The organism is Arenimonas daejeonensis (genome assembly GCF_007993735.1).
GTDB classification, from domain to species: domain Bacteria; phylum Pseudomonadota; class Gammaproteobacteria; order Xanthomonadales; family Xanthomonadaceae; genus Arenimonas; species Arenimonas daejeonensis.
Genome location: NZ_CP042453.1, coordinates 3004599 through 3024016, shown reverse-complemented (window position 1 = coordinate 3024016; position 19418 = coordinate 3004599). Strand labels below are relative to the sequence as shown.

General features: G+C 69.7%; 16 protein-coding genes and 7 pseudogenes. 9 read left to right on the top strand and 14 right to left on the bottom strand.

What is annotated here, in order from left to right:
* Position 1: 1 nt before the first annotated feature.
* Positions 2-1364, bottom strand: a pseudogene (gene mgtE / locus FRZ33_RS14945) (magnesium transporter).
* Positions 1365-1701: 337 nt separating this feature from the next.
* Between mgtE and FRZ33_RS14940 the strand changes: the two are divergent.
* From FRZ33_RS14940 to ptsP, 3 genes are read left to right on the top strand one after another with little or no spacing between them, the layout of a single operon-like run.
* Positions 1702-2094 carry a PTS sugar transporter subunit IIA gene (locus FRZ33_RS14940; protein WP_146910530.1) on the top strand — a complete coding sequence of 131 codons (393 nt, stop codon included), beginning with the start codon at positions 1702-1704 and terminating at the stop codon, positions 2092-2094.
* Positions 2087-2356, top strand: coding sequence for an HPr family phosphocarrier protein (locus FRZ33_RS14935; protein ID WP_146910529.1), 270 nt, complete (start codon positions 2087-2089; stop codon positions 2354-2356). The genes FRZ33_RS14940 and FRZ33_RS14935 overlap by 8 nt, the downstream gene beginning before the upstream one ends.
* Positions 2356-4068, top strand: coding sequence for a phosphoenolpyruvate--protein phosphotransferase (gene ptsP / locus FRZ33_RS14930; protein WP_146910528.1), 1713 nt, complete (start codon positions 2356-2358; stop codon positions 4066-4068). The genes FRZ33_RS14935 and ptsP overlap by 1 nt, the downstream gene beginning before the upstream one ends.
* Before the next feature lie 14 nt (positions 4069-4082).
* Here the strand turns inward: ptsP and rapZ are convergent, their stop codons facing one another.
* The 10 genes and pseudogenes from rapZ to FRZ33_RS14880 all read right to left on the bottom strand — a co-directional run bounded on the left by rapZ (position 4083) and on the right by FRZ33_RS14880 (position 11614).
* Positions 4083-4958 carry an RNase adapter RapZ gene (gene rapZ / locus FRZ33_RS14925; RefSeq protein WP_146910527.1) on the bottom strand — a complete coding sequence of 292 codons (876 nt, stop codon included), beginning with the start codon at positions 4956-4958 and terminating at the stop codon, positions 4083-4085.
* The gene (gene hprK, locus FRZ33_RS14920; protein ID WP_146910526.1) at positions 4955-5905 is read right to left on the bottom strand and encodes an HPr(Ser) kinase/phosphatase; all 951 of its coding nucleotides are present in this window, start codon (positions 5903-5905) and stop codon (positions 4955-4957) included. Before hprK ends, rapZ begins: the two co-directional genes overlap by 4 nt.
* 1 nt (position 5906) lies before the next feature.
* Positions 5907-6377 carry a PTS sugar transporter subunit IIA gene (locus FRZ33_RS14915; protein WP_146910525.1) on the bottom strand — a complete coding sequence of 157 codons (471 nt, stop codon included), beginning with the start codon at positions 6375-6377 and terminating at the stop codon, positions 5907-5909.
* A 3-nt stretch (positions 6378-6380) separates the two neighbouring features.
* Positions 6381-6707, bottom strand: coding sequence for a ribosome hibernation-promoting factor, HPF/YfiA family (gene hpf / locus FRZ33_RS14910; protein WP_146910524.1), 327 nt, complete (start codon positions 6705-6707; stop codon positions 6381-6383).
* A gap of 132 nt (positions 6708-6839) precedes the next feature.
* Positions 6840-8281 (bottom strand): annotated as a pseudogene (locus FRZ33_RS14905) (RNA polymerase factor sigma-54).
* Between the two features lie 31 nt (positions 8282-8312).
* Positions 8313-9030 (bottom strand): annotated as a pseudogene (gene lptB / locus FRZ33_RS14900) (LPS export ABC transporter ATP-binding protein).
* A complete protein-coding gene (gene lptA, locus FRZ33_RS14895; RefSeq protein WP_158637263.1) occupies positions 9030-9494 on the bottom strand; it encodes a lipopolysaccharide transport periplasmic protein LptA in 465 nt (154 codons plus the stop codon). Before lptA ends, lptB begins: the two are co-directional and overlap by 1 nt.
* Positions 9495-9507: 13 nt before the next feature.
* On the bottom strand, positions 9508-10071 hold the full coding sequence (gene lptC, locus FRZ33_RS14890; protein WP_146910522.1) for an LPS export ABC transporter periplasmic protein LptC: 564 nt from the start codon (positions 10069-10071) through the stop codon (positions 9508-9510).
* Positions 10068-10606 (bottom strand): annotated as a pseudogene (locus FRZ33_RS14885) (KdsC family phosphatase). Before FRZ33_RS14885 ends, lptC begins: the two are co-directional and overlap by 4 nt.
* A gap of 7 nt (positions 10607-10613) precedes the next feature.
* Positions 10614-11614: pseudogene (locus FRZ33_RS14880) on the bottom strand (KpsF/GutQ family sugar-phosphate isomerase).
* A 69-nt stretch (positions 11615-11683) separates the two neighbouring features.
* Here FRZ33_RS14880 and FRZ33_RS14875 point away from each other — a divergent pair.
* Together FRZ33_RS14875 and murA are read left to right on the top strand one after the other, a co-directional pair.
* Positions 11684-11977, top strand: coding sequence for a BolA family protein (locus tag FRZ33_RS14875; protein ID WP_146910521.1), 294 nt, complete (start codon positions 11684-11686; stop codon positions 11975-11977).
* Positions 11941-13200 (top strand): UDP-N-acetylglucosamine 1-carboxyvinyltransferase, encoded by a 1260-nt coding sequence (gene murA, locus FRZ33_RS14870; protein ID WP_146910520.1) that lies wholly within the window; start codon positions 11941-11943, stop codon positions 13198-13200. Before FRZ33_RS14875 ends, murA begins: the two co-directional genes overlap by 37 nt.
* 9 nt (positions 13201-13209) lie before the next feature.
* On the opposite strand, the gene FRZ33_RS14865 is transcribed toward murA, so the two are convergent.
* The 3 genes and pseudogenes from FRZ33_RS14865 to purM all read right to left on the bottom strand — a co-directional run bounded on the left by FRZ33_RS14865 (position 13210) and on the right by purM (position 15672).
* Complete coding sequence (locus FRZ33_RS14865) at positions 13210-13914, bottom strand: DUF3108 domain-containing protein (RefSeq protein ID WP_158637262.1); 705 nt, start codon at positions 13912-13914, stop codon at positions 13210-13212.
* Between the two features lie 2 nt (positions 13915-13916).
* Complete coding sequence (purN, locus tag FRZ33_RS14860) at positions 13917-14588, bottom strand: phosphoribosylglycinamide formyltransferase (RefSeq protein ID WP_146910518.1); 672 nt, start codon at positions 14586-14588, stop codon at positions 13917-13919.
* Positions 14589-14681: 93 nt separating this feature from the next.
* Positions 14682-15672, bottom strand: a pseudogene (purM, locus tag FRZ33_RS14855) (phosphoribosylformylglycinamidine cyclo-ligase).
* A gap of 174 nt (positions 15673-15846) precedes the next feature.
* Between purM and FRZ33_RS14850 the strand changes: the two are divergent.
* From FRZ33_RS14850 to hda, 4 genes and pseudogenes are all read left to right on the top strand, one after another.
* Positions 15847-16965 carry a DUF2066 domain-containing protein gene (locus tag FRZ33_RS14850; RefSeq protein WP_146910517.1) on the top strand — a complete coding sequence of 373 codons (1119 nt, stop codon included), beginning with the start codon at positions 15847-15849 and terminating at the stop codon, positions 16963-16965.
* Positions 16962-17351: pseudogene (locus tag FRZ33_RS17895) on the top strand (CDP-alcohol phosphatidyltransferase family protein); the annotation flags it as partial. The gene FRZ33_RS14850 and the pseudogene FRZ33_RS17895, both read left to right, overlap by 4 nt.
* 166 nt (positions 17352-17517) lie before the next feature.
* Complete coding sequence (locus FRZ33_RS14840) at positions 17518-18723, top strand: AI-2E family transporter (RefSeq protein WP_146910516.1); 1206 nt, start codon at positions 17518-17520, stop codon at positions 18721-18723.
* Positions 18720-19403 (top strand): DnaA regulatory inactivator Hda, encoded by a 684-nt coding sequence (hda, locus tag FRZ33_RS14835; protein ID WP_146910667.1) that lies wholly within the window; start codon positions 18720-18722, stop codon positions 19401-19403. Before FRZ33_RS14840 ends, hda begins: the two co-directional genes overlap by 4 nt.
* The last annotated feature ends 15 nt before the right edge of the window (positions 19404-19418 follow it).

Here is a 19418-nt window from a genome sequence, read left to right as displayed (position 1 = left end):
GTCAGCGCAGCAGCACCAGGGTGGCCAGGCCCAGGAAGGAGAAGAAACCCATCACGTCGGTGATGGTCGTCAGCACCACGCCGCCGGCCAGCGCCGGGTCGATGTTCATGCGCCGCAGGATCAAGGGCACGCCCACGCCCGCGAGCGCGGCGGTGACCAGGTTGATCGCCATCGCCGCCGCGATCACCGCGCCGAGCTTCGGATCGCTGAACCACAGTGCGGAAATCACGCCGACCACGATCGCCCAGACGATGCCATTGAGGAAGCCGACCAGTGCTTCCTTGCTGAAGAGCGCGCGCAGGTTGCCGCTGCCGACCTGGCCCAGCGCCATGCCGCGCACCATCAGGGTCAGGGTCTGGGTGCCGGCGACGCCGCCCATGCTGGCGACGATCGGCATCAGCACCGCCAGCGCGACCAGTTGCTCCAGCGTGCCGGTGAAACGGCCGATCACCCACGATGCGAGGAAGGCCGTGGCCAGGTTGATGCCCAGCCAGATCGCCCGCCGGCGCGGCGGCGCGCGGCACCGGGCTGAACAGGTCCTCGTCCTCGTTGAGGCCGGCGGCGCTCAGGGCCTGGTGCGCGGCGTGGTCGCGGATGATGTCCACGACGTCGTCGATGGTGATGCGGCCGAGCAGGATGTTGTTTTCGTCCACCACCGGTGCCGAGATCCAGTCGTGGTCGGAGAACTGGGTGGCGACCTCGTTGGCCGACGTGTCAACCGGGATCGCCGGCTGCTGTCCGTCGATCAGTTCGTTGATCGGCGTGGAGGCGTCGTGGGTGAGCAGCGACGCGATCGCGACGCGGCCCAGGTACTGGTGCCGGCGGCTGACCACGAACAGGTGGTCGGTGTGTTCGGGGATCTCGCCGCGCAGGCGCAGGTAGCGCAGCACGACGTCCACGGTGACGTCGGTGCGCACCGTGATCACGTCCGGGTTCATCAGGCGGCCGGCGGTGTCCTCGCCGTAGCTCAGCACCTGTTCCAGGCGTTCGCGGTTCTCGCGGTCCATGGACTTCAGGACTTCCTCGATCACCGTGTCGGGAAGGTCCTCGGCCAGTTCGGCCAGGTCGTCGATGTCCAGGTCTTCGACCGCGGCGACGATTTCGTCGGGGTCCATGTCGGCCAGCAGGCTTTCGCGCACATCGTCGCCGACGTGCACCAGCACTTCGCCGTCGTCTTCGGGATCGACCAGGCCCCACACGATCTCTCGCTTGCCGGCGGGCAGGGACTCGAGCAGGTTGCCGATCTCGGCCGGCGACAGGCTGTTCACCAGGCGCCGCACCGGGCCCAGGCGGCCGGTGTCGAGCGCGTCCGACAGCAGCCGGAGCTGCCGAGCGGTCTTGTCGTGGCGGACGGCTTCGGCCATCAGGCGGCTCCCGGGAAGGCCGGCACATTATGCGGGGGCTTGTGTGTCCGCGCCTACCATCCCGGCTTGCTTCGCAAGATTGCGAGCTTCCCAAAATCCGATGGTCCGGCCCTGACGGTCCGCAGGTCGTCGTGCGTGAGGTCGCTTTCCGGGGCTTCGAAAACATGGACGTTTTCGAAGAGCCCCATGGATGGGTTCACGGCGTCCCCGGAAAGCGACCTCACGTACGGCGGCCTATCGCCAGGAACGAGCCCGGCAAAGAACAGACATGACCAGGGTCCTGCTTGGCCCGCCAAGGGCCAAGACGGAATTCACGGCCGTCTGGTAAGGTTTCGGCATGTCCGTTGGCATCCTGCTCCTGAGCCACCAAGGCGTCGGTACCCCGCTGCTGGCCGCGGCGCGGCTGCTGCTGGGCCCGCTGCCCCTGGCCACCGAAACCTTCGAAGCCGACTGGGAAGCCGACGCCGACGCCCAACTGCCGGCCGCCAGCGCCGCCCTGCGCAAAGTGGATGCCGGCGACGGCGTGCTGATGCTGGTGGACCTGTACGGCGCCACCCCGGCCCGGATCGCGGAAAAACTTTCCCGGCTCGGCACCCCGGCGCAGCGTGTCAGCGGCCTGTCCCTGCCGATGCTGCTGCGCGTGCAGAACTACCCCGAACAACCCCTGGACGAACTCGCGCGCACCGCCGCCGCCGGCGCGCGCAACGGCGTGGTGATCGACGATGCTTGAACGCGAACTACATGTCAGCAACCGCCTCGGCCTGCATGCCCGCGCCGCGGCCAAGCTCGTGCAGCTGCTGTCCGGATTCAAGTCCCAGGCGACGCTGACCGGCCGCGGCCGCGAAGTGAACGCCAAGTCCATCATGGGCGTGCTGCTGCTGGCCGCCGCACCCGGGGCCACCCTGCTGCTGAAAGTGGACGGCGAAGATGAAGCCGCGGCGGCGGCTTCGGTGGCGGCGCTGTTCGAGCGCCGATTCGACGAGGACGACTGATGCGGCGGGCGCTGCGCGGCCAGGGGGCGTCGCGCGGGATCGCGCTGGGACGCGTGCGGGTCCGGCATCCGCAGGCCCTGGTGGTGGACGAACGGCGCATCGAGGCCGAAGAAGTCCCCGACGAGATCCAACGCCTGCACCGTGCCCTGGACGCCGCCCGCGCCGAACTGCATGGCCTGCGCGAACGGCTGCACGGCGCCCTGGCGCATGAAGTGGGCGAATTCCTGGACCTGCACGTGATGATCCTGGACGACCCCGAGCTGCTGCAGGGGCTCGACGACCTGGTCAGCACCGGCCGCTACAGTGCCGACTACGCCCTGAAGCTGCAGCGCGACCGCCTGGCCTCGGTGTTCGAGGGCATGCACGACGATTATTTCCGCAGCCGGCGCGAGGACCTGGACCATGTGATCGGCCGCGTGCACGCTGCACTGCACCGGCGCGGCGACGACGGCGCGGTGGGCCTCTCGGGCGAGATCCTGGTGTGCGAGACCATCGCGCCTTCCGAGCTGGCCGAACTGCAGTCGCAGGGCGTGGTGGGCGTGGTCGCGGCCACCGGCAGCCCGCTGTCGCACAGCGCCATCCTGGCGCGCAGCCTGCACCTGCCGCTGGTGCTGGGCGCGGCCGATATCCTGGCGCACGCCAACGACGGCGACGCGCTGATGATGGACGCGGCCAGCGGCGAACTGGTGCTGGAGCCCGATGCCGCCGACCTCAAGCGCTACCACCGCCGCCAGGCCGAGATCGGTCGCGAGCAGGCCCAGCTTTCGCGCCTGCGCCGCCAGCCCACGCGCACCGTGGACGGCGTCGACATCCGCCTCTACGCCAATGCCGAATCGCGCGAGGACGTGGCCGAGGCGCATGCGCTGGGTGCCGACGGCATCGGCCTGTACCGCACCGAATTCCTGTTCCTGCAGCGGCGCGAGCTGCCGACCGAAGACGAGCAGTTCCTCGCTTACCGCGACCTGGTACTGGGCATGGCCGGGCGCGTGGTCACCATCCGCACGCTCGACCTGGGCGCCGACAAGGCCGACCACACCGGCCTGGCCCTGCGCAGCGAACCGAACCCGGCGCTGGGCCTGCGCGGCGTGCGCCTGTCGCTGGCGCACGAGCCGCTGTTCCTGACCCAGCTGCGGGCGATCCTGCGTGCCGCCGCCTATGGCCCGGTGCGGGTGCTGGTGCCGATGGTCTGCTGCCGCGAGGAGATGCTGTCGGTGCTGGAGATGGTCGAACACGCGCGCGAATCATTGCGGGTCGAGGGCGTGCAGGCGGGCGAACGGGTCGAGTTCGGCGCCATGATCGAGGTGCCCGCCGCGGCACTCGGCCTGCCGGACTTCATCGACCTGGTGGACTTCGTTTCGGTCGGCACCAACGACCTGGTGCAGTACCTGCTGGCGGTGGACCGCGGCCACGAGTCGCTGGCCACGCTGTACACGCCGCGCCACCCTTCGGTGCTGCGACTGCTCGGCGAACTGTTCTCCTACGGTCGCCGCAACGGCATCCCGGTGGCGGTCTGCGGCGAGATGGCCGGCGAGGCCGCCAACGTGCCGCTGCTGCTGGCCCTGGGCCTGCGCGACTTCAGCCTGCATCCGGCCACCCTGCTGGAAGTCCGGCGCGCGGTGCGCGAGTCAGACCTGGCCAGCCTGCGGCGGCGGGCGCGCAGCCTGCTGCGCGCGCACGACCGCGCCGGCATCGAGGCCTGGCTGGCACGCTGAGCCCGGGAGAGGGGTTATTCGAGTTCGCGGTGGAAGCTGAGCACGCCGTCGCGGCCCTGCGTGCGGAAATGCGCGGCCAGGCGTTCGGCCAGGTAGACCGAGCGGTGCCGGCCGCCGGTGCAGCCGAAGGCGACGGTGAGGTAGCTGCGGGTTTCGGCCTCGAAGCGCGGGATCCACGTTTCCAGGAACGCTGTCACCTGCTCGGCGTAGGCACGCACGTTCGGGTCCTGCTCCAGGTGCTCGCGCACCGCGGTGTCGCGACCCGACAGTGGCCGCAGGCGCGCGTCCCAGTGCGGGTTGGGCAGCGCACGGGCGTCGAAGATGAAGTCGGCGTCCGCCGGCAGGCCACGTCGGTAGGCGAAGGATTCGAACAGCAGCGACAGCCCCTGGCTGGCGCCGATGCCCAGTTCGGTGATCACCTGCCGGCGCATCTGGTGCACGTTGAGTTCGGAGGTGTCCATCACCAGGTCGGCGATGGCCTGCAGCGGGCGCATGCGCTCGCGTTCGAGCCTGATGGCGTCGGCCAGCGGCAGCCCGCCGTGGCTCAGCGGGTGTTTGCGGCGGGTGTCGGAGTAACGCTTCAACAGCACCTCGTCGCGGGTGTCGAAATACACCAGCTTGTGGTCGAAACCCAGTTCGCCGACTTCCGACAGCCATTGCGGGATGCGCGCCAGGTCCGGGGTGCGGTTGCGTACATCGATGCCCACCGCCAGCCGGGTGCGGCCGGATTCCTCGCCCGCCACGCTGCGCACGAAGCGCGGCAGCAGTTCCGCCGGCAGGTTGTCGGTGCAGAAGAAGTCCAGGTCCTCCAGCGTGTTCAGCGCCACCGATTTGCCCGAGCCGGACATGCCGCTGACGACGATCAGCAGGGGACGGGTGCCGTCGCTCATGAATGTTCGCCTTGCTGCAGGAATTCGCTGTGCCGGGCCAGGAAGGCCGCGGCCGGGTCCATGCCCTTGCTGCGCAGCAGGTGCAGGCGCACCGCCGCTTCGGCCAGCACGGCCAGGTTGCGGCCGGCGGCCACGGGCAGTTCGACCACCGGAACCTCTAGGTCGAGGACCTGGCGGCTGCCGGACTCTCCGGTGATGCGCGCCATCGCTTCCAGCGAGGGTTCCTGCGCGCGCACCAGGTGCACGACCAGGCGCAGGTACTTGTTCTTCTTCACCGCGGTGTCGCCGAACATCTGGCGGATGTTCATCACGCCCAGGCCGCGCACTTCCAGCAGGTCCTGCAGCAGGTCGGGGCAGGTGCCGTCGAGCACGTCGGGCGCGATCTGGGTGAATTCGGGCGCGTCGTCGGCGACCAGGCGGTGGCCGCGGCTGATCAACTCGAGCGCGAGCTCGCTCTTGCCCAGCCCCGAGTCGCCGGTGATCAGCACGCCGATCGAGTAGATCTCCATGAACACGCCATGCAGCGTCACCCGCGGCGCCAGCGAACGCGCCAGGTGGTACTGCAGCAGGTTCAGCAGTTCGTAACCGCGGCGCGGCGAGACCCAGAGCGGCGTGTCCGACTCCTCGACCGCATCGCGCAGGTCGGCCGGGCAGGTCTGGTTCTGGGTGATGACCATCGCCAGCGGCCGCGAATCCATGATCTTCTGCAGCACTTCCCAGCGCTGGCGCGCGTCCAGCCCGTCCAGCCAGGACAGCTCGGCCGAACCGATGATCTGCACCTTGTTGGGATGGATGACGTTGAGGTAACCCGCCAGCGACGGGCGGCGCGAGAGGTGTTCGCCGCGTTCGAGCACGCGTTCGCCGCCGCGTTGTCCCGCCAGCCAGCGCAGTTCGAGCCGCTCGCCCAGTTCCTCGAACAGCTCGCGGGCGCGCAGGCGGTCGGCCATCTCAGGCCGCCGCCGGGTGCGCGGCCTGCCAGTCCGACAGCAGCGCGAACAGCGCCGCCGAATCGGAGGCCTGGCGCAGTTGCTGGCGGAAGGCGGCATCGCCGAACATCTCGGCGAGACTGGCCAGCAGCAACAGGTGCTGCTGGGCGTAGTGCTCGGGCACGACCAGGGCGAACACCAGGTCCACCGGCTCGCCATCGGGTGCGCCGAAATCCACCGGTTCGCTCAGCCGCAGGAAGGCGCCGGCTGCGACCGCCGCACGGGCACTGCGCCCGTGCGGGATGGCGACGCCGTGGCCCAGGCCGGTACTGCCCAGGCGTTCACGCCCGCACAGGCTGTCGTAGATGGCGCGTTCGCCCTCGCCGCCGCCCTCGGACAACAGCTTCGAAAGCTGTTCGAGCAGTCGCTTCTTGCCGGTGACGGCGGCGTTGGCCCGCACGCGGGCCGGGCTGAGCAGGTCGAGCAGGTGCATGGGTCAGCCGAAACTGTCCGAACGGGCAGCGGATTCGCCGCGGTGGTGGTCGGTCATCTTTTCCTTCTGCTTCACCAGCAGGCGGTCGAGCTTGTCCGAGAGCAGGTCGATGGCGGCGTACATGTCGGGTGCGATCGCGTCGGCGAACAGGGTCTTGCCGGGCGTGGACAGGGTGGCTTCGGCCTTCTGGTCGAGCTTGTCCACGGACAGGATGACGCGGGCATCGAGGTGGTGGTCGTAGTGGCGGGACACGCGCGCGAACTTGTCCTGCACGTAGTCGCGCAGGGCCGGGGTGACGTCGATCTGGTGGCCGCTGATGTCGATCCGCATGATCACGATCCTCCTGTTTGGGTCACGCACAGAAAACCACGGCCGACGGCAACGCACCGTGACCGGGCTGGAACAAAGGGGGAACTTTTTCGCCCAGAAGGCGATGGCCGGCGTTCGCCATGGATTCGGGCCTCAACCCAGCCGCTGCCGCTCGTTGGAGGCGGAGATGTTCATCGCTTCGCGGTATTTTGCCACGGTTCGCCGTGCCACGGGGATGCCTTCTGCCTTCAGTATTTCGGCCAGCCGCTGGTCGGAAAGGGGGTGCGCGGGTTTTCGGCATCGATCAGCTTGCGCAGCATGGCCTGGATGGCGGTGGCCGAGGCGGCGCCGCCATGGTCGGTGGCGATGCCCGAGCTGAAGAAGTGCTTGAACTCGAAGGTCCCGCGTGGGGTCCGCAGGTACTTGCGGGTGGTGGCGCGGGAGATGGTGGATTCGTGCAGGCCCAGCTCTTCCGCGACCTCGCGCAGGGTCAGGGGTCGCATGGCCTCGCTGCCGTGGTCCAGGAAGCCACTCTGCTGGCGGACGATGGCGCGGGCCACCCGGACCAGGGTATCGGCCCGGGTTTCCAGGCTCTTGATCAGCCAGCGGGCTTCCTGCAGCTGGCTCTTGAGGTAATGGTCGTCCTCGCGGCTGGCCTTGCCGATCAGGCGCTCGTAGTGCCGGTTGATGGCCAGCCGCGGCTGGCTGCCCGCCGCCAGCACCACCTTCCAGACGCCGCCCTGGCGATAGGCGATGGCGTCGGGCGTGATGTATTCGGCTTCGCCGGCACTGATCTGGGCGCCGGGTTTGGGGTCGAGCGAACGCAGCAGGCTGACGGCCTGGTCCATGGTTTCGACGGGTTCTCCCAACTGGGAGGCCAATCGCGCCGCGCCCAGGCGGGCCAGGGCGTCGAGATGCCGACGGCAGACTTCGCGGGCCAGGGCCAGGCCCGGGGTGTCCGGGCTGAGCAGGCTCAGCTGCACGCACAGGCATTCCGACAGGTTGCGGGCACCGGCGCCGACCGGGTCGAAGTGCTGGATGATGTGCAGAACGGTTTCGATCTCGGCCGTATCGGCTTCGATCTGCGGTGAAAGCGCCGCCTTTATGTCCTCCAGCGGGCCTTCCAGATAGCCGTCGTCGTTGATGGCCTCGATCAGGGCATGGCCGATCGCCAGGTCGCGGTCGCTGAGGTGGCTGAGCTGGAGCTGCCAGAGCAGGTGGCCGTGCAGGTCCACGGGGGCGGCCGGGGTCATCTCGTCCGGTTCATCCTCGCCGTTGCCGCGGCGATCATTGCCACCCGCGCTGGATTCGTACCACTCGGGCTCCTCGCCCGGGCCGAAATCGTCGCTGTCCGGGCTGTCGCCGGCGGTTTCGCCGGAGGGGGCCTCGTCCGGCTTGTCGCCCGCGTTCTCCGGCACGAATTCGGCGTCGGGTTCCTCGTCCTCCTCGTGCTCAAGCAGCGGGTTGGATTCGACGGCCGCGTTCAGCTCGGCCTCCAGTTCCAGGGCGGAAAGCTGCAGCAGCCGGATCGCCTGGCGCAGCTGGGGCGTCAGGGAAAGCTGTTGGCCTAGCCGGGTCTGGAGGGTGGGCTTCATGGCGCTCCGCGGGGGCGGCGGCACCGGACTACTACAGGCGGAAGGAGTCGCCGAGGTAGACGCGACGCACGTCGGGGTTGGCCAGCACGGCCTCGGGCGAACCCTGGGCCAGCACGGTGCCGGCATTGAGGATATACGCCCGGTCGCAGATACCCAAGGTCTCGCGCACGTTGTGGTCGGTGATCAGCACGCCGATGCCGCGCTGCTTGAGGTGGCGCACGATCTTCTGGATCTCGCCGACAGAGATCGGGTCGACGCCGGCGAAGGGTTCGTCCAGCAGCATGAAACGCGGGTTGGCGGCCAGGGCGCGGGCGATCTCGACCCGGCGACGCTCGCCGCCGGACAGGCTGGCGCCGGACTGGCCCGCCACGTGGCCGATCTGCAGTTCCTCAAGCAGTGCCGACAGTTCGCGTGCGCGGCCGTGCGCTTCCAGGTCGGTGCGCAGCTCCAGCACGGCGGCGATGTTGTCGGCCACGCTGAGCTTGCGGAACACGGAGGCTTCCTGCGGCAGGTAACCCAGGCCGCGGCGCGCGTTCGTGCATGGGCAGGGCGGTGATGTCCTTGCCGTCGAGCAGGATCTGGCCGCTGTCGGCCGCCACCAGGCCGACGATCATGTAGAAGCAGGTGGTCTTGCCGGCGCCGTTGGGCCCCAGCAGGCCGACCACTTCGCCCGGGCGCAGGGCCAGGCCGAAGTCGCCGACGACCTGGCGCGACTTGTAGCTCTTGGCCAGTCCTGCCGCGGTCAGCATCAGTTGGTCGGCGCCGACTTGGGCAGGATCCGCATGGACACGCGCTGGCCGTCGCCGCCGCCATCGAGGCGGCCGGTGGCGATGTCGTACTTGATCGTCTCGCCGCGCAGGTTGCCGCGTGGCTGCTGGATCTCGACGTTGCCGGTCAGCACCATCATCTCGTTCGGCGGCGTATAGACGATCTGGCGCGCCTGCGCGTCCATGCGTTCGCCCTGGTCGGAGATCTGGCTGAGCCGGGCCGGCGCGCCGGTGAGCACGATGCGGTCGATTTCGCCGGCGCGGCGATGGATCTCGGCCTTGTCGGCATCGACTTCCATGGTGCCCTGGCGGATGCGGACGTTGCCTTCCAGCGTCGACACGCTGTCGTCGCCCAGCAGGGCGTCGGTGCGGTCGGCGCCGATGTCCATCGGCTGGTCGCGGTCGCTGGACTTGGCCAGCACCGGAGCGGTGGCCAGCAGGCACACCAGGAGGATCAGGCTAGGGGCGGCGGGGCGCATATCGTCCTTTGACGTCGTTCAGCAGCTGGAAGCGCTTGGCCTGCATGTCAGCGCGCAAGCCGGTGCCGGCGAGTATAGAGTCGCCCTGCGTGACGGTCACCCGCTCCTCGGTCCGGGCCTGTTCGGCATCCGGCAGCACGGTCAGGCGTTCGGTCGCGAAACGGGTCCGCAGGCCGGCAGGCGAAGGTGGGCCGACCATCAGCACCTTGTCCAGCAGGTGCACCTCGTCGGCGCCGGGACTGACCCAGGCGCTGTCGGAGCGGGCCTGCCAGCGCCCGCCGTCGCTGCCGGGGAAAGAGAAGCGCGGCTGTACCAGGCTCAGGCTCTTGCCGCCGACGTCGCGCTGCAGGTAGGGGCCGACCACGGTGAAGGATTCCGCGCCCGCGTCGTTGAGCGTAGTGAGTTCGTAGTCGCGCAGGATGTAGTCCGAACGCTGCGGCGCTTCCTGCGGCGGTACCTGGCGCAGGCGCCACTGCCAGATGGCGAGGCTGCCCAGGACCAGCGCCGACACCATCAGCACGGCATTGAGGCCGCTGCGGTTCATGCCGCGCCGAAGCGTCCGAGCACCGAGGACTTCAGCCCGCGGGCCTCCAGGATCAGGTCGCAGAGTTCGCGCACGGCGCCTTCGCCGCCGCGGGCGCGGGTCAGCCAGTGCACGCGTTCGGCCACCCAGGATGGGCATTGGCCGGCGCCACCGCCAGGCCGGCCAGCGCCAGCGCCGGCAGGTCGGGCAGGTCGTCGCCCATGTGCGCGGTTTCGCCGGCGCCCAGGCCCAGGCTGGCGCAGAGCATGCGCAGGCAGGCGGCCTTGTCCTTCACGCCGGTATGTACATGCGTCAGGCCCAGGTCGCGGGCCCGGGCCAGCACGGCGGCGCTTTCACGGGCGGTGACCAGGGCCACGGCGATGCCGTGGTCTTCCAGCAGGCGCAGGCCCTGCCCATCGAGCACGTGGAAGGCCTTGGACTCGTTGCCCTGCGCGTCGTAGTGCAGGCAGCCGTCGGTGAGCGTGCCGTCCACGTCGAAACAGGCCAGGCGCACGCGGGCGGCGCGGGTGGTGAGGTCGTCGGGGCTGATCAGCATGGCCGGATCAGACCACGCGGGCGCGCAACAGGTCATGAATGTTCAGCGCGCCGACCACGCGGCGGGCACCGTCCACGACCACCAGCGAACTGATCTTGTGTTCTTCCATCAGGTGCGCGGCTTCCACCGCCAGCGCGTCGGCGCCGATGGTCTTGGGCGATCGGCCCATCAATGCCGAGATCGGGGTGTTCTTGAGGTCGGTGTGTTCGTCGTCGATCGCGCGGCGCAGGTCGCCGTCGGTGAACACGCCCTGCAGGATGCCGTCGGCATCCACGATCGCGGTCATGCCCAGGCGCTTGCGCGACATCTCGAGCAGGGCGGCGGTGGCGGTGGCGTCGGAGGTCACGCGGGGATCTGGTCGCCGGTGTGCATCACGTCGTGGATGTGCAGCAGCAGGCGCCGGCCCAGGGTGCCGGCCGGGTGCGAACGGGCGAAGTCGTCGGCGGTGAAGCCGCGGGCGTCGAGCAGGGCGACGGCGAGTGCATCGCCCATCACCAGCGCGGCGGTGGTGCTGGAGGTCGGGGCCAGGCCCAGCGGGCAGGCTTCGGCCGGCACGCTGACGTCCAGATGCAGGTCGGCCAGGCGGGCCAGGCTGGACGACGGCCGGCCGGTCATCGCCACCATCACGTTGCCCTGGCGCTTGAGCGCCGGGACGATGGCCAGGATCTCGTCGGTCTCGCCCGAATTGGACAGGGCCAGCACGACGTCGGCGTCGGTCACCATGCCCAGGTCGCCGTGGCTGGCTTCGCCCGGGTGCATGAAGAAGGCCGGCGTGCCGGTGGAGGCCAGGGTGGCGGCGATCTTGGTGGCGATGTGCCCGGACTTGCCCATGCCGGTGCAGACCACCCGGCCGCGGCAGGCCAGCAGCGCGCGGCAGGCGGCGGCGAATTCCGGACCCAGCCGGGCCTGGAGGGCCTGCAGGGCCTGGGTCTCGATCTCCACGACGGCCCGGCCGCTGGCGATCAGTGCGGCATCCTGGACGGGTGGTACGACGCTCGGGGCAGTCATTCGGGGGCGTTGGGAGTATGATGCGGGCCCGTATTGTAAGGCCTGCGCGGCATCCCGCGCCCGGTCCCCATGACTCCCGAATTCATCCAGGAACTGATCGAAACCGGCCTGCCCGGCGCCCAGGCCCGAGTGCAGGGCGAGGACGGCGTGCATTTCGAAGCCACCGTGGTCTGCGAGGCCTTCCGCGGCAAGCTGCCGCTGGCCCGGCACCGCCTGGTCTACGCCACCCTGGGCGAGCGCATGGGCGGCGAGATCCACGCCCTGGCGCTGCGCACCCTGACCCCGAAGAAGCCGAACGCGCCGCGTAAGGCCCGAGAACGAAAACCATGGCAAAGATTGTCATCACCGGCGGCGAACCGCTGAACGGCGAAGTGCAGATTTCCGGCGCCAAGAACGCCGTGCTGCCCATCCTGGCGGCGACCCTGCTGGCCGACGGCCCGATTTCTATCGGCAACGTGCCGCACCTGCACGACGTCACCACCACCATGGAACTGCTGGGCGCGATGGGCGTGCAGCTGATGGTGGACGAGAAGCTGACCATCACCGCCGACCCGCGTTTCATCACCAGCACCGTGGCGCCCTACGAGCTGGTGAAGACCATGCGCGCCTCGATCCTGGTGCTGGGCCCGCTGCTGGCGCGCTTCGGCCATGCCGAAGTGTCGCTGCCCGGCGGCTGCGCCATCGGTTCGCGTCCGGTCGAACAGCACATCCGCGGCCTGCAGGCGCTGGGCGCCGAGGTCACGGTCGAGAATGGTTTCATCAAGGCGCGCGCGGAGCGCCTGCGCGGCGGTCGTTACGTGTTCGACATGATCACCGTCACCGGCACCGAAAACGTGCTGATGGCCGCGGCGCTGGCCAAGGGCACCACGGTGCTGGAGAACTGCGCCCAGGAACCCGAAGTCGTGGACCTGGCCAACTGCCTGGTCGCCATGGGCGCGCAGATCGAAGGCGCCGGCAGCAACCGCATCGTCGTGCACGGCGTCGACCGCCTCGCCGGCATCCACTACGACGTGCTGCCCGACCGCATCGAGGCCGGCACCTTCCTGGTCGCCGGCGCGATGACCGGCGGCAAGGTGACGGTGAAGAAGTCGCGCGCCGACACCATGGACGCGGTGCTGGTGAAGCTCGAGGAGGCCGGTGCGCACATCAATACCGGCGCCGACTTCATCGAGGTGGACATGCGCGGCCGGCGGCCGAAGGCGATCAACCTCACCACGGCGCCGTACCCGGCTTTCCCGACCGACATGCAGGCGCAGTTCGCGGCGCTCAACACGGTGGCGGAAGGCGTGGGCGTGATCACCGAGACGATCTTCGAGAACCGCTTCATGCACCTCAACGAGCTGCAGCGGCTGGGCGCCGACATCCGGGTCGAGGGCAACACCGCCATCATCCGTGGCGTCGCCCGCATGACCGGCGCGCCGATCATGGCCACCGACCTGCGCGCGTCGGCTTCGCTGGTGCTGGCCGGCCTGGTGGCGCAGGGCGAAACCGTGGTCGATCGCATCTACCACATCGACCGCGGCTACGAGAACATCGAAGAGAAGCTGGGAACCCTGGGCGCAAAGATCCGCCGCCTGCCGGGCTGAGCGACCGGCTCAGCGGATCGCGGTGATCCGCATGTCCAGGGTTTCGCCGTCGGCTTCCACCTGGGTGATGCGCAGCGGCAGCCAGCCGCGTTCGCGCGCGAACCAGATCCGGGTCACCCGGCCATCGCCGCCGTCGCGCACGCGTTCGACACGCACCGCCCGCAGCTGGCCCAGCGCGGTTCTCAGTTTCACGTTGGCGGCGGTGCGGAAGCGCTGCGGTTCGACCGCGCGGCGTTCGGCCACGGTGTAGGCGAGCTCGCCGCGTCTGCCGGCCGCCAGGTCGGACATGATCGCCGCGGTGACGCCATGTTTGTCGATCAGGCCCGGGCTGTAGGGCAGGACGGTGGTCTGGTCCTTGTAGGTGCTCGAGACGGTGCGCGCGCCGGCATCGACCCGCAGCAGCTGGCTGCGTTCGCTCCAGCCGGCCTTCTGCTGCATCCGGTACTCGACCACTTCGGGCTGGCCGCCGTTCCAGGCGATGACCGAACGTTCGCTGCGTTCGACGCCCGCCATCGCGAACAGGCCTTCGGTGGCCCGGCTGCGGGTGTGCAGTTCCCAGCGGCCGTCGGGCAGCGCGCGCAGGCTGATGCTGCCGGTGCCGAGTTTCTCGCCGTTCTGGAACACCTCGTAGTCGGCGCTGAAGGCTTTGGGCGGTGCCGCGGCGGACGCCGTCACCGGCAGCAGCAAGGCGAGCCCGAGCAGGAAAGCGCGCATGGTCATGCCTCCAGGAAACGGTTGTCGTCGCCCAGCTGCAGCGGCGCCGTGAGCGGGCGGCCATCGAACAGGACATGGTCTGATGCAATCTGCGCGCGGCCTGACGCCAGCAACCCCACCGAAGCGACCAGCAGCGCGTGTTCGCGTGGCAGCAGGCGCCGTGCCAGCCTTGCGGCATCGTCGCCGGGCTCGACGCTGATCCGCACCTGGCCCAGCAGCGGGCCGGCATCGAGCGCCGGGATCACGGCGTGCACGCTGGCGCCATGTTCGCGGTCGCCGGCGGCGATGGCGCGGCCATGGGTGTCCAGGCCCGGATACTTCGGCAGCAGGGAGGGATGGATGTTGATCATGCGCGCCTCGAATCGCCGCAATGCGGCTTCGGTGATGATGCGCATGTATCCCGCACAGACGATGAGATCGGGCTGAACACGCTCGATTTCGCTGAACAGCGCTTCATCGTGATCTTCACGCGAGGGATAGGCGCGCGGACTCAGCGCCACCGCGGGCAGGCCGGATTCGCGGGCCAGCGCGATCGCGCCGGACGCCGGCTTGTCGGAGAAAACGCCGGCGATGCGCGCCGGCAGCGTGCCCACGCTGATCGCCTGCAGCAGTGCCTGCAGGTTGCTGCCGCGGCCCGAGGCCATCACGGCGATGCGGTAGGGCGTCTGGCTCATCGGCGCGGCTCTGGACCAACCCTGTGGGAGGGACTTCAGTCCCGGAAATCGTCGGCAAGCCGGGGGTCGGGACTGAAGTCCCTCCCACGGGCTTCAGGCGATGCGGACTCGTTGGTCGCCACCGGCCGCCACCACTTGGCCGATGGCGCGGTGCGCCAGGCCCAGGCGCTGCAGGTCGGCCGACACCGCGGCGACATCGCCCGGCGCCAGCACCAGCACGAAACCGACGCCGCAGTTGAAGGTGCGCCACATTTCCTCGTGCGGCACCGCGCCTTCGCGCTGCAACCAGTCGAACACCGGCGGCAGCACGATGGTCGAAGCCTCGATGTCCAGGCCCAGGCCATCGGGAATGACGCGGATGATGTTCTCGGTCAGGCCGCCGCCGGTGATGTGCGCCATCGCGTGCAGGTCGTGTTTGCCGAGCAGTTCCAGGGATGGGCTTCACGTACAGCGTGGTCGGCGCCATCAGCGCGTCCACCAGCTTCACGCCGCCGACGTCGAGATCGGCCGGACGGCCGGCGCGGTCGTAGATGCGGCGCACCAGCGAATAACCGTTGGAATGCGGGCCGCTGGAAGCGATGCCCAGCAGCACGTCGCCTTCGCGCACCTTGGCGCCGTCCAGGAGTTTCGACTTCTCGACCGCGGCGACGCAGAAACCGGCCAGGTCGTATTCGCCCGGCGGGTACATGTCGGGCATTTCGGCGGTCTCGCCGCCGATCAGGGCGCAGCCCGACAGCTCGCAGCCCTTGGCGATGCCGCTGACCACGGCGACCGTGGTGTCCACCTGCAGTTTGCCGGTGGCGAAATAGTCGAGGAAGAACAGCGGCTCGGCGCCCTGCACCAGCACGTCGTTGACGCACATGCCGACCAGGTCGATGCCGATGGTGTCGTGGCGGTTCAGCTGCTGGGCCAGTTTGAGCTTGGTGCCGACACCGTCGGTGCCGGAGACCAGCACCGGCTCCTTGTACTTGTTCGACAGGTCGAACAGGGCGCCGAAGCCGCCCAGGCCGCCCATCACCTCGGGTCGGAAGGTGCGCTTGACCAGGGGCTTGATGCGCTCGACGACTTCGTTGCCGGCGTCGATGTCGACACCCGCATCGCGGTAGGTGAGGGAGTGGGCGTGGTCACGGCGGTTCCGGCGACGGGAAAGGCGCGCATTCTACCAGCCGGCCGCCGGCCCGGGCCGGCCCGGTTGGACGCGCCCTTGGCGCTTGCGGCACCATGACGCGTGTTCCAGGCCCCTGCGAGTCCGCGCCCGATGACCCGTTTCCGTCACCTGATCCTGCTGCTGGCCCTGGCCGGTGGACCGCTGGCCGCCCAGGAACTGGCGCCGCTGGAGCCGGCCGTGCCGCCCGCCGGGGAAACGGCCGCATCGTCGCGCGATCCAGAGCTCTACCAGGCCGAGGTGGAGCTGATCTCGCAGGGCGAGAACGAGCGCAAGGCGGCCACCGCCCGCGCACTGGGCCAGGTGGTGGTCAAGTTGACCGGCGACCCGCTGGCGCCGGGCAACCCGGTGGTGCGCCGGGCGCTGGGCAACGCCGGCTCCTTCGTGGCCGACAGCCGCGCCAGCGAGGTCTCGTCCGACCAGGAGGGCAATACCGCGGTCGGCGGCGTGCCGGTCTACAAGACCACGATGAGTTTCGCCTTCGAACCCGGCAGCGTGGACGCGCTGGTGGCAGGTGCCGGGCTGCGGGTCTGGGGCAGCCCCCGGCCGCGTCCTATCCTGTGGCTGGCCATCGACGACGGCCGCGGCGCGCGCCTGGTCAACAGCCAGCAGCTGAATGTGGTCAGCCCACTGGCCAAGCGTGGCCTCGAGCGTGGCCTGCATTTCGGCATGCCCTCGGGCAGCGCGGTCGAGCAGGCCGCGGTGCAGACGATCTGGGCGCAGAACCCGGAGCCGATGCGGGACCTGACCTCGCGTTACGGCAACGACACCCAGTTGCTGGGCCGGCTCTACCGCGCCGGCAGCGGCTGGACCGCAGACTGGGTGCTGAGCCGTGGCGACCAGGAGCTCTCACGCTGGTCCTTCAGCGACCCGAGCCCGCAGCGTGCCATCGCCTCGGGTGCCGATGGCGCCGCCGATGCCATCGCGCGCCGGGATGCCGTGGCCCTCTCGGTCGGCGAGCCCGGCCCGCTCGTCATCGAGATCGTCGGCATGCGCGATGGCAGCGACTACGCGCGCGCCATGGGTTATCTGCAGACGCTTGCGGTGGTGCGCGAAATCCGGGTGTTGGAGGCCGGGCCCGAAAGCCTGCGCGTCCATCTCGAGCTGGCCGTCGGCCCGGAGGGGTTCGCCCGTTTCGTCGCGGCCGGCGACACGCTCGAAGCCGACCCGCTCGCCCCCGAGGACGCGCCGCGCTACCAGCTCAAGCCATGAACCTGCGGCAGCTTCCCAACGCCATCACCGGGCTGCGCCTGGTGATGGCGCCGCTGCTGCCTTGGCTGCTGCTGGCCGGACATTACCGCAGCGCGCTGGGCGTGGCCCTGGCCGCCGGGCTGAGCGATGCGCTGGACGGCCTGATCGCCAAACGCTGCGGCTGGCAGACCCGCCTGGGCAGCCTGCTCGACCCGATCGCCGACAAGCTGATGCTCGGCCTGGCGATGCTGGGCCTGGTCTGGGTCGGCATGCTGCCGGTCTGGCTGGTGGCCCCGGTACTGGTGCGCGACGCGGTGATCGTCGCCGGCGCCGCCGTCTGGTGGCGCCTGGCCGGGCCCTACGATGGCCGGCCCAGCCTGATGGGCAAGCTCAATACCGCGCTGCAGGTCGCCCTCGTGCTGCTGTGCCTGGTCGAACTCGCCGGCCTGGTGGTGCCGCTGCAGGTCCGCGTGCAGGCGGTGGTGGCGGTCGGCCTGCTCACCTTCGTCAGTGGCCTGGACTACGTGATCCGCTATGGTGTGCGCGCCTGGCGACACACAAGGACTCCCCCGCATGACCGCCATCCCCGATCCCTTCAGCGACCGTCGCCGCTGGCAATGGCTGGCCCTGGCCGCCGCCTTCGGCGTGCTGGTCTGGCTGCTGGCGCCGATCCTCACGCCCTTCGTGCTCGGCACCCTGCTGGCGTGGCTGGGCGACCCGATGGTGCGCAAGATCGAAAACACCGGCCGTTCGCGCACTACCGGCGTGCTGCTGGTGTTCAGCCTGATGGCGCTGGTGCTCGTGCTGGCGGTGCTGCTGCTGGTGCCGATGCTCGAAAACCAGATCGGCAAGCTGATCGACTGGTTGCCGCAGTTCGGCGCCTGGCTGACCGGTACCGCGGTGCCCTGGGCCGAGCAGCGCTTCAACCTGGAACTGGCCGGCTACATCGACCCCAGCCAGTTGATCGAACTGCTCAAGCAGCACTGGCAGGAAGCGGGCGGCATCGCCGCCACGGTGTTCGGCGGCGTGTCGAAATCGGGCCTGACCATCCTGGGCTGGATCGCCAACCTGGCGCTGATTCCGGTGGTGACCTTCTATTTCCTGCGCGACTGGCCGGTGATGATCGCGCGCATCCGCGAACTGCTGCCGCGGCCGATAGAACCGCTGGTGCTCAAGCTCGCCGGCGAGTCGGACCAGGTGTTGGGCGGCTTCCTGCGTGGCCAGATCAGCGTGATGATCGCGCTGGGCGTGATTTACGGCAGCGGGCTGTGGCTGGTGGGCCTGGACCTGGGCATCCTGATCGGCCTGGTCGCGGGCCTGGTGAGTTTCGTGCCATATCTCGGCGCGCTGGTCGGCATCGGCGCGGCCCTCATCGCCACCCTTGTGCAGCACGGCGACTGGATGCACCTGCTGCTGGTGCTGGCGGTGTTCGGCGTCGGCCAGACGCTGGAGAGTTTCATCCTGACACCGTGGCTGGTGGGCGACCGCATCGGCCTGCATCCGGTGGCGGTGATCTTCGCGATCATGGCCGGCGGCCAGTTGTTCGGTTTCCTGGGCGTGCTGCTGGCACTGCCGGTGGCCGCGGTGGTGATGGTGGTGCTGCGTTACGCGCACGAGCGCTACACCCACAGCAAACTTTATGGCGCCGACGACGAGGTGCCGGCATCGGTGGTCGCCGCCGCGGCGTCGGTGCCGACCGGGGCCGAAGGCGACGACTACCCGCTGGCCAACGAAGAACTGCCGCCGGCGTCTCCCAAGGGTCCGACCCCGCCGCCGTGAACACACCGCAACTGCCGCTGGCGCTGCGCACGCCGCCCGACCAGCGTTTCGAAGCCTTCCATGGACAGGCCGCGGTGCGCGATGCCGTGGCCGCCGCCGCGTGCGGCGAATCCGGCGACTGGTTGTATCTCTCCGGCGTTGCCGGCAGCGGCAAGACGCATCTTTTGCTGGCAGCCTGCGCCGAGGCCGCCGCCTTGGATCGCCGTGCCGCCTACCTGCCGCTGGCGGCGTTCGCCGGCCGGCTGGCCGAAGCGCTGGCGGCGCAGGAAGGCGCGGGACTGCTGTGCCTGGACGGCCTCGAGGCGATCGCCGGCCACCGCGAAGACGAAGAAGCGCTGTTCCACTTCCACAATCGCGCCCGCGCCAGCGGTGCCGTGGTGCTGTACGCCGCGCGTGGCAATCCGGCGGCGCTGGGGCTGACCCTGCCTGACCTGGTCACACGGCTTGGACAGTGCGTGCGCCTGCTGATGGAACCACTGGACGATGCCGGCCGCCGCGAGGTGCTGCGCCAACGCGCCGCACGCCGTGGCCTGGAGCTGGACGAGGCGGTGCTGGACTACCTGCTGCGCCGCGTGGACCGCGACCTGGCCAGCCTCACGGCGCTGCTGGACCGTCTGGACAAGGCCAGCCTGGCCGCGCAGCGCCGGATCACGATCCCCTTCCTGCGCGACCTGATCTAGCCGCCACGCACGCCG

Bases quoted from the DNA above. Each gene is read 5' to 3' on its own strand.
- FRZ33_RS14940 (WP_146910530.1), top strand. From the start codon at position 1,702: ATGTCCGTTGGCATCCTGCTCCTGAGCCACCAAGGCGTCGGTACCCCG.
- FRZ33_RS14935 (WP_146910529.1), top strand. From the start codon at position 2,087: ATGCTTGAACGCGAACTACATGTCAGCAACCGCCTCGGCCTGCATGCC.
- ptsP (WP_146910528.1), top strand. From the start codon at position 2,356: ATGCGGCGGGCGCTGCGCGGCCAGGGGGCGTCGCGCGGGATCGCGCTG.
- rapZ (WP_146910527.1), bottom strand. From the start codon at position 4,958: ATGAGCGACGGCACCCGTCCCCTGCTGATCGTCGTCAGCGGCATGTCC.
- hprK (WP_146910526.1), bottom strand. From the start codon at position 5,905: ATGGCCGACCGCCTGCGCGCCCGCGAGCTGTTCGAGGAACTGGGCGAG.
- FRZ33_RS14915 (WP_146910525.1), bottom strand. From the start codon at position 6,377: ATGCACCTGCTCGACCTGCTCAGCCCGGCCCGCGTGCGGGCCAACGCC.
- hpf (WP_146910524.1), bottom strand. From the start codon at position 6,707: ATGCGGATCGACATCAGCGGCCACCAGATCGACGTCACCCCGGCCCTG.
- lptC (WP_146910522.1), bottom strand. From the start codon at position 10,071: ATGAACCGCAGCGGCCTCAATGCCGTGCTGATGGTGTCGGCGCTGGTC.
- FRZ33_RS14875 (WP_146910521.1), top strand. From the start codon at position 11,684: ATGACTCCCGAATTCATCCAGGAACTGATCGAAACCGGCCTGCCCGGC.
- murA (WP_146910520.1), top strand. From the start codon at position 11,941: ATGGCAAAGATTGTCATCACCGGCGGCGAACCGCTGAACGGCGAAGTG.
- FRZ33_RS14865 (WP_158637262.1), bottom strand. From the start codon at position 13,914: ATGCGCGCTTTCCTGCTCGGGCTCGCCTTGCTGCTGCCGGTGACGGCG.
- purN (WP_146910518.1), bottom strand. From the start codon at position 14,588: ATGAGCCAGACGCCCTACCGCATCGCCGTGATGGCCTCGGGCCGCGGC.
- FRZ33_RS14850 (WP_146910517.1), top strand. From the start codon at position 15,847: ATGACCCGTTTCCGTCACCTGATCCTGCTGCTGGCCCTGGCCGGTGGA.
- FRZ33_RS14840 (WP_146910516.1), top strand. From the start codon at position 17,518: ATGACCGCCATCCCCGATCCCTTCAGCGACCGTCGCCGCTGGCAATGG.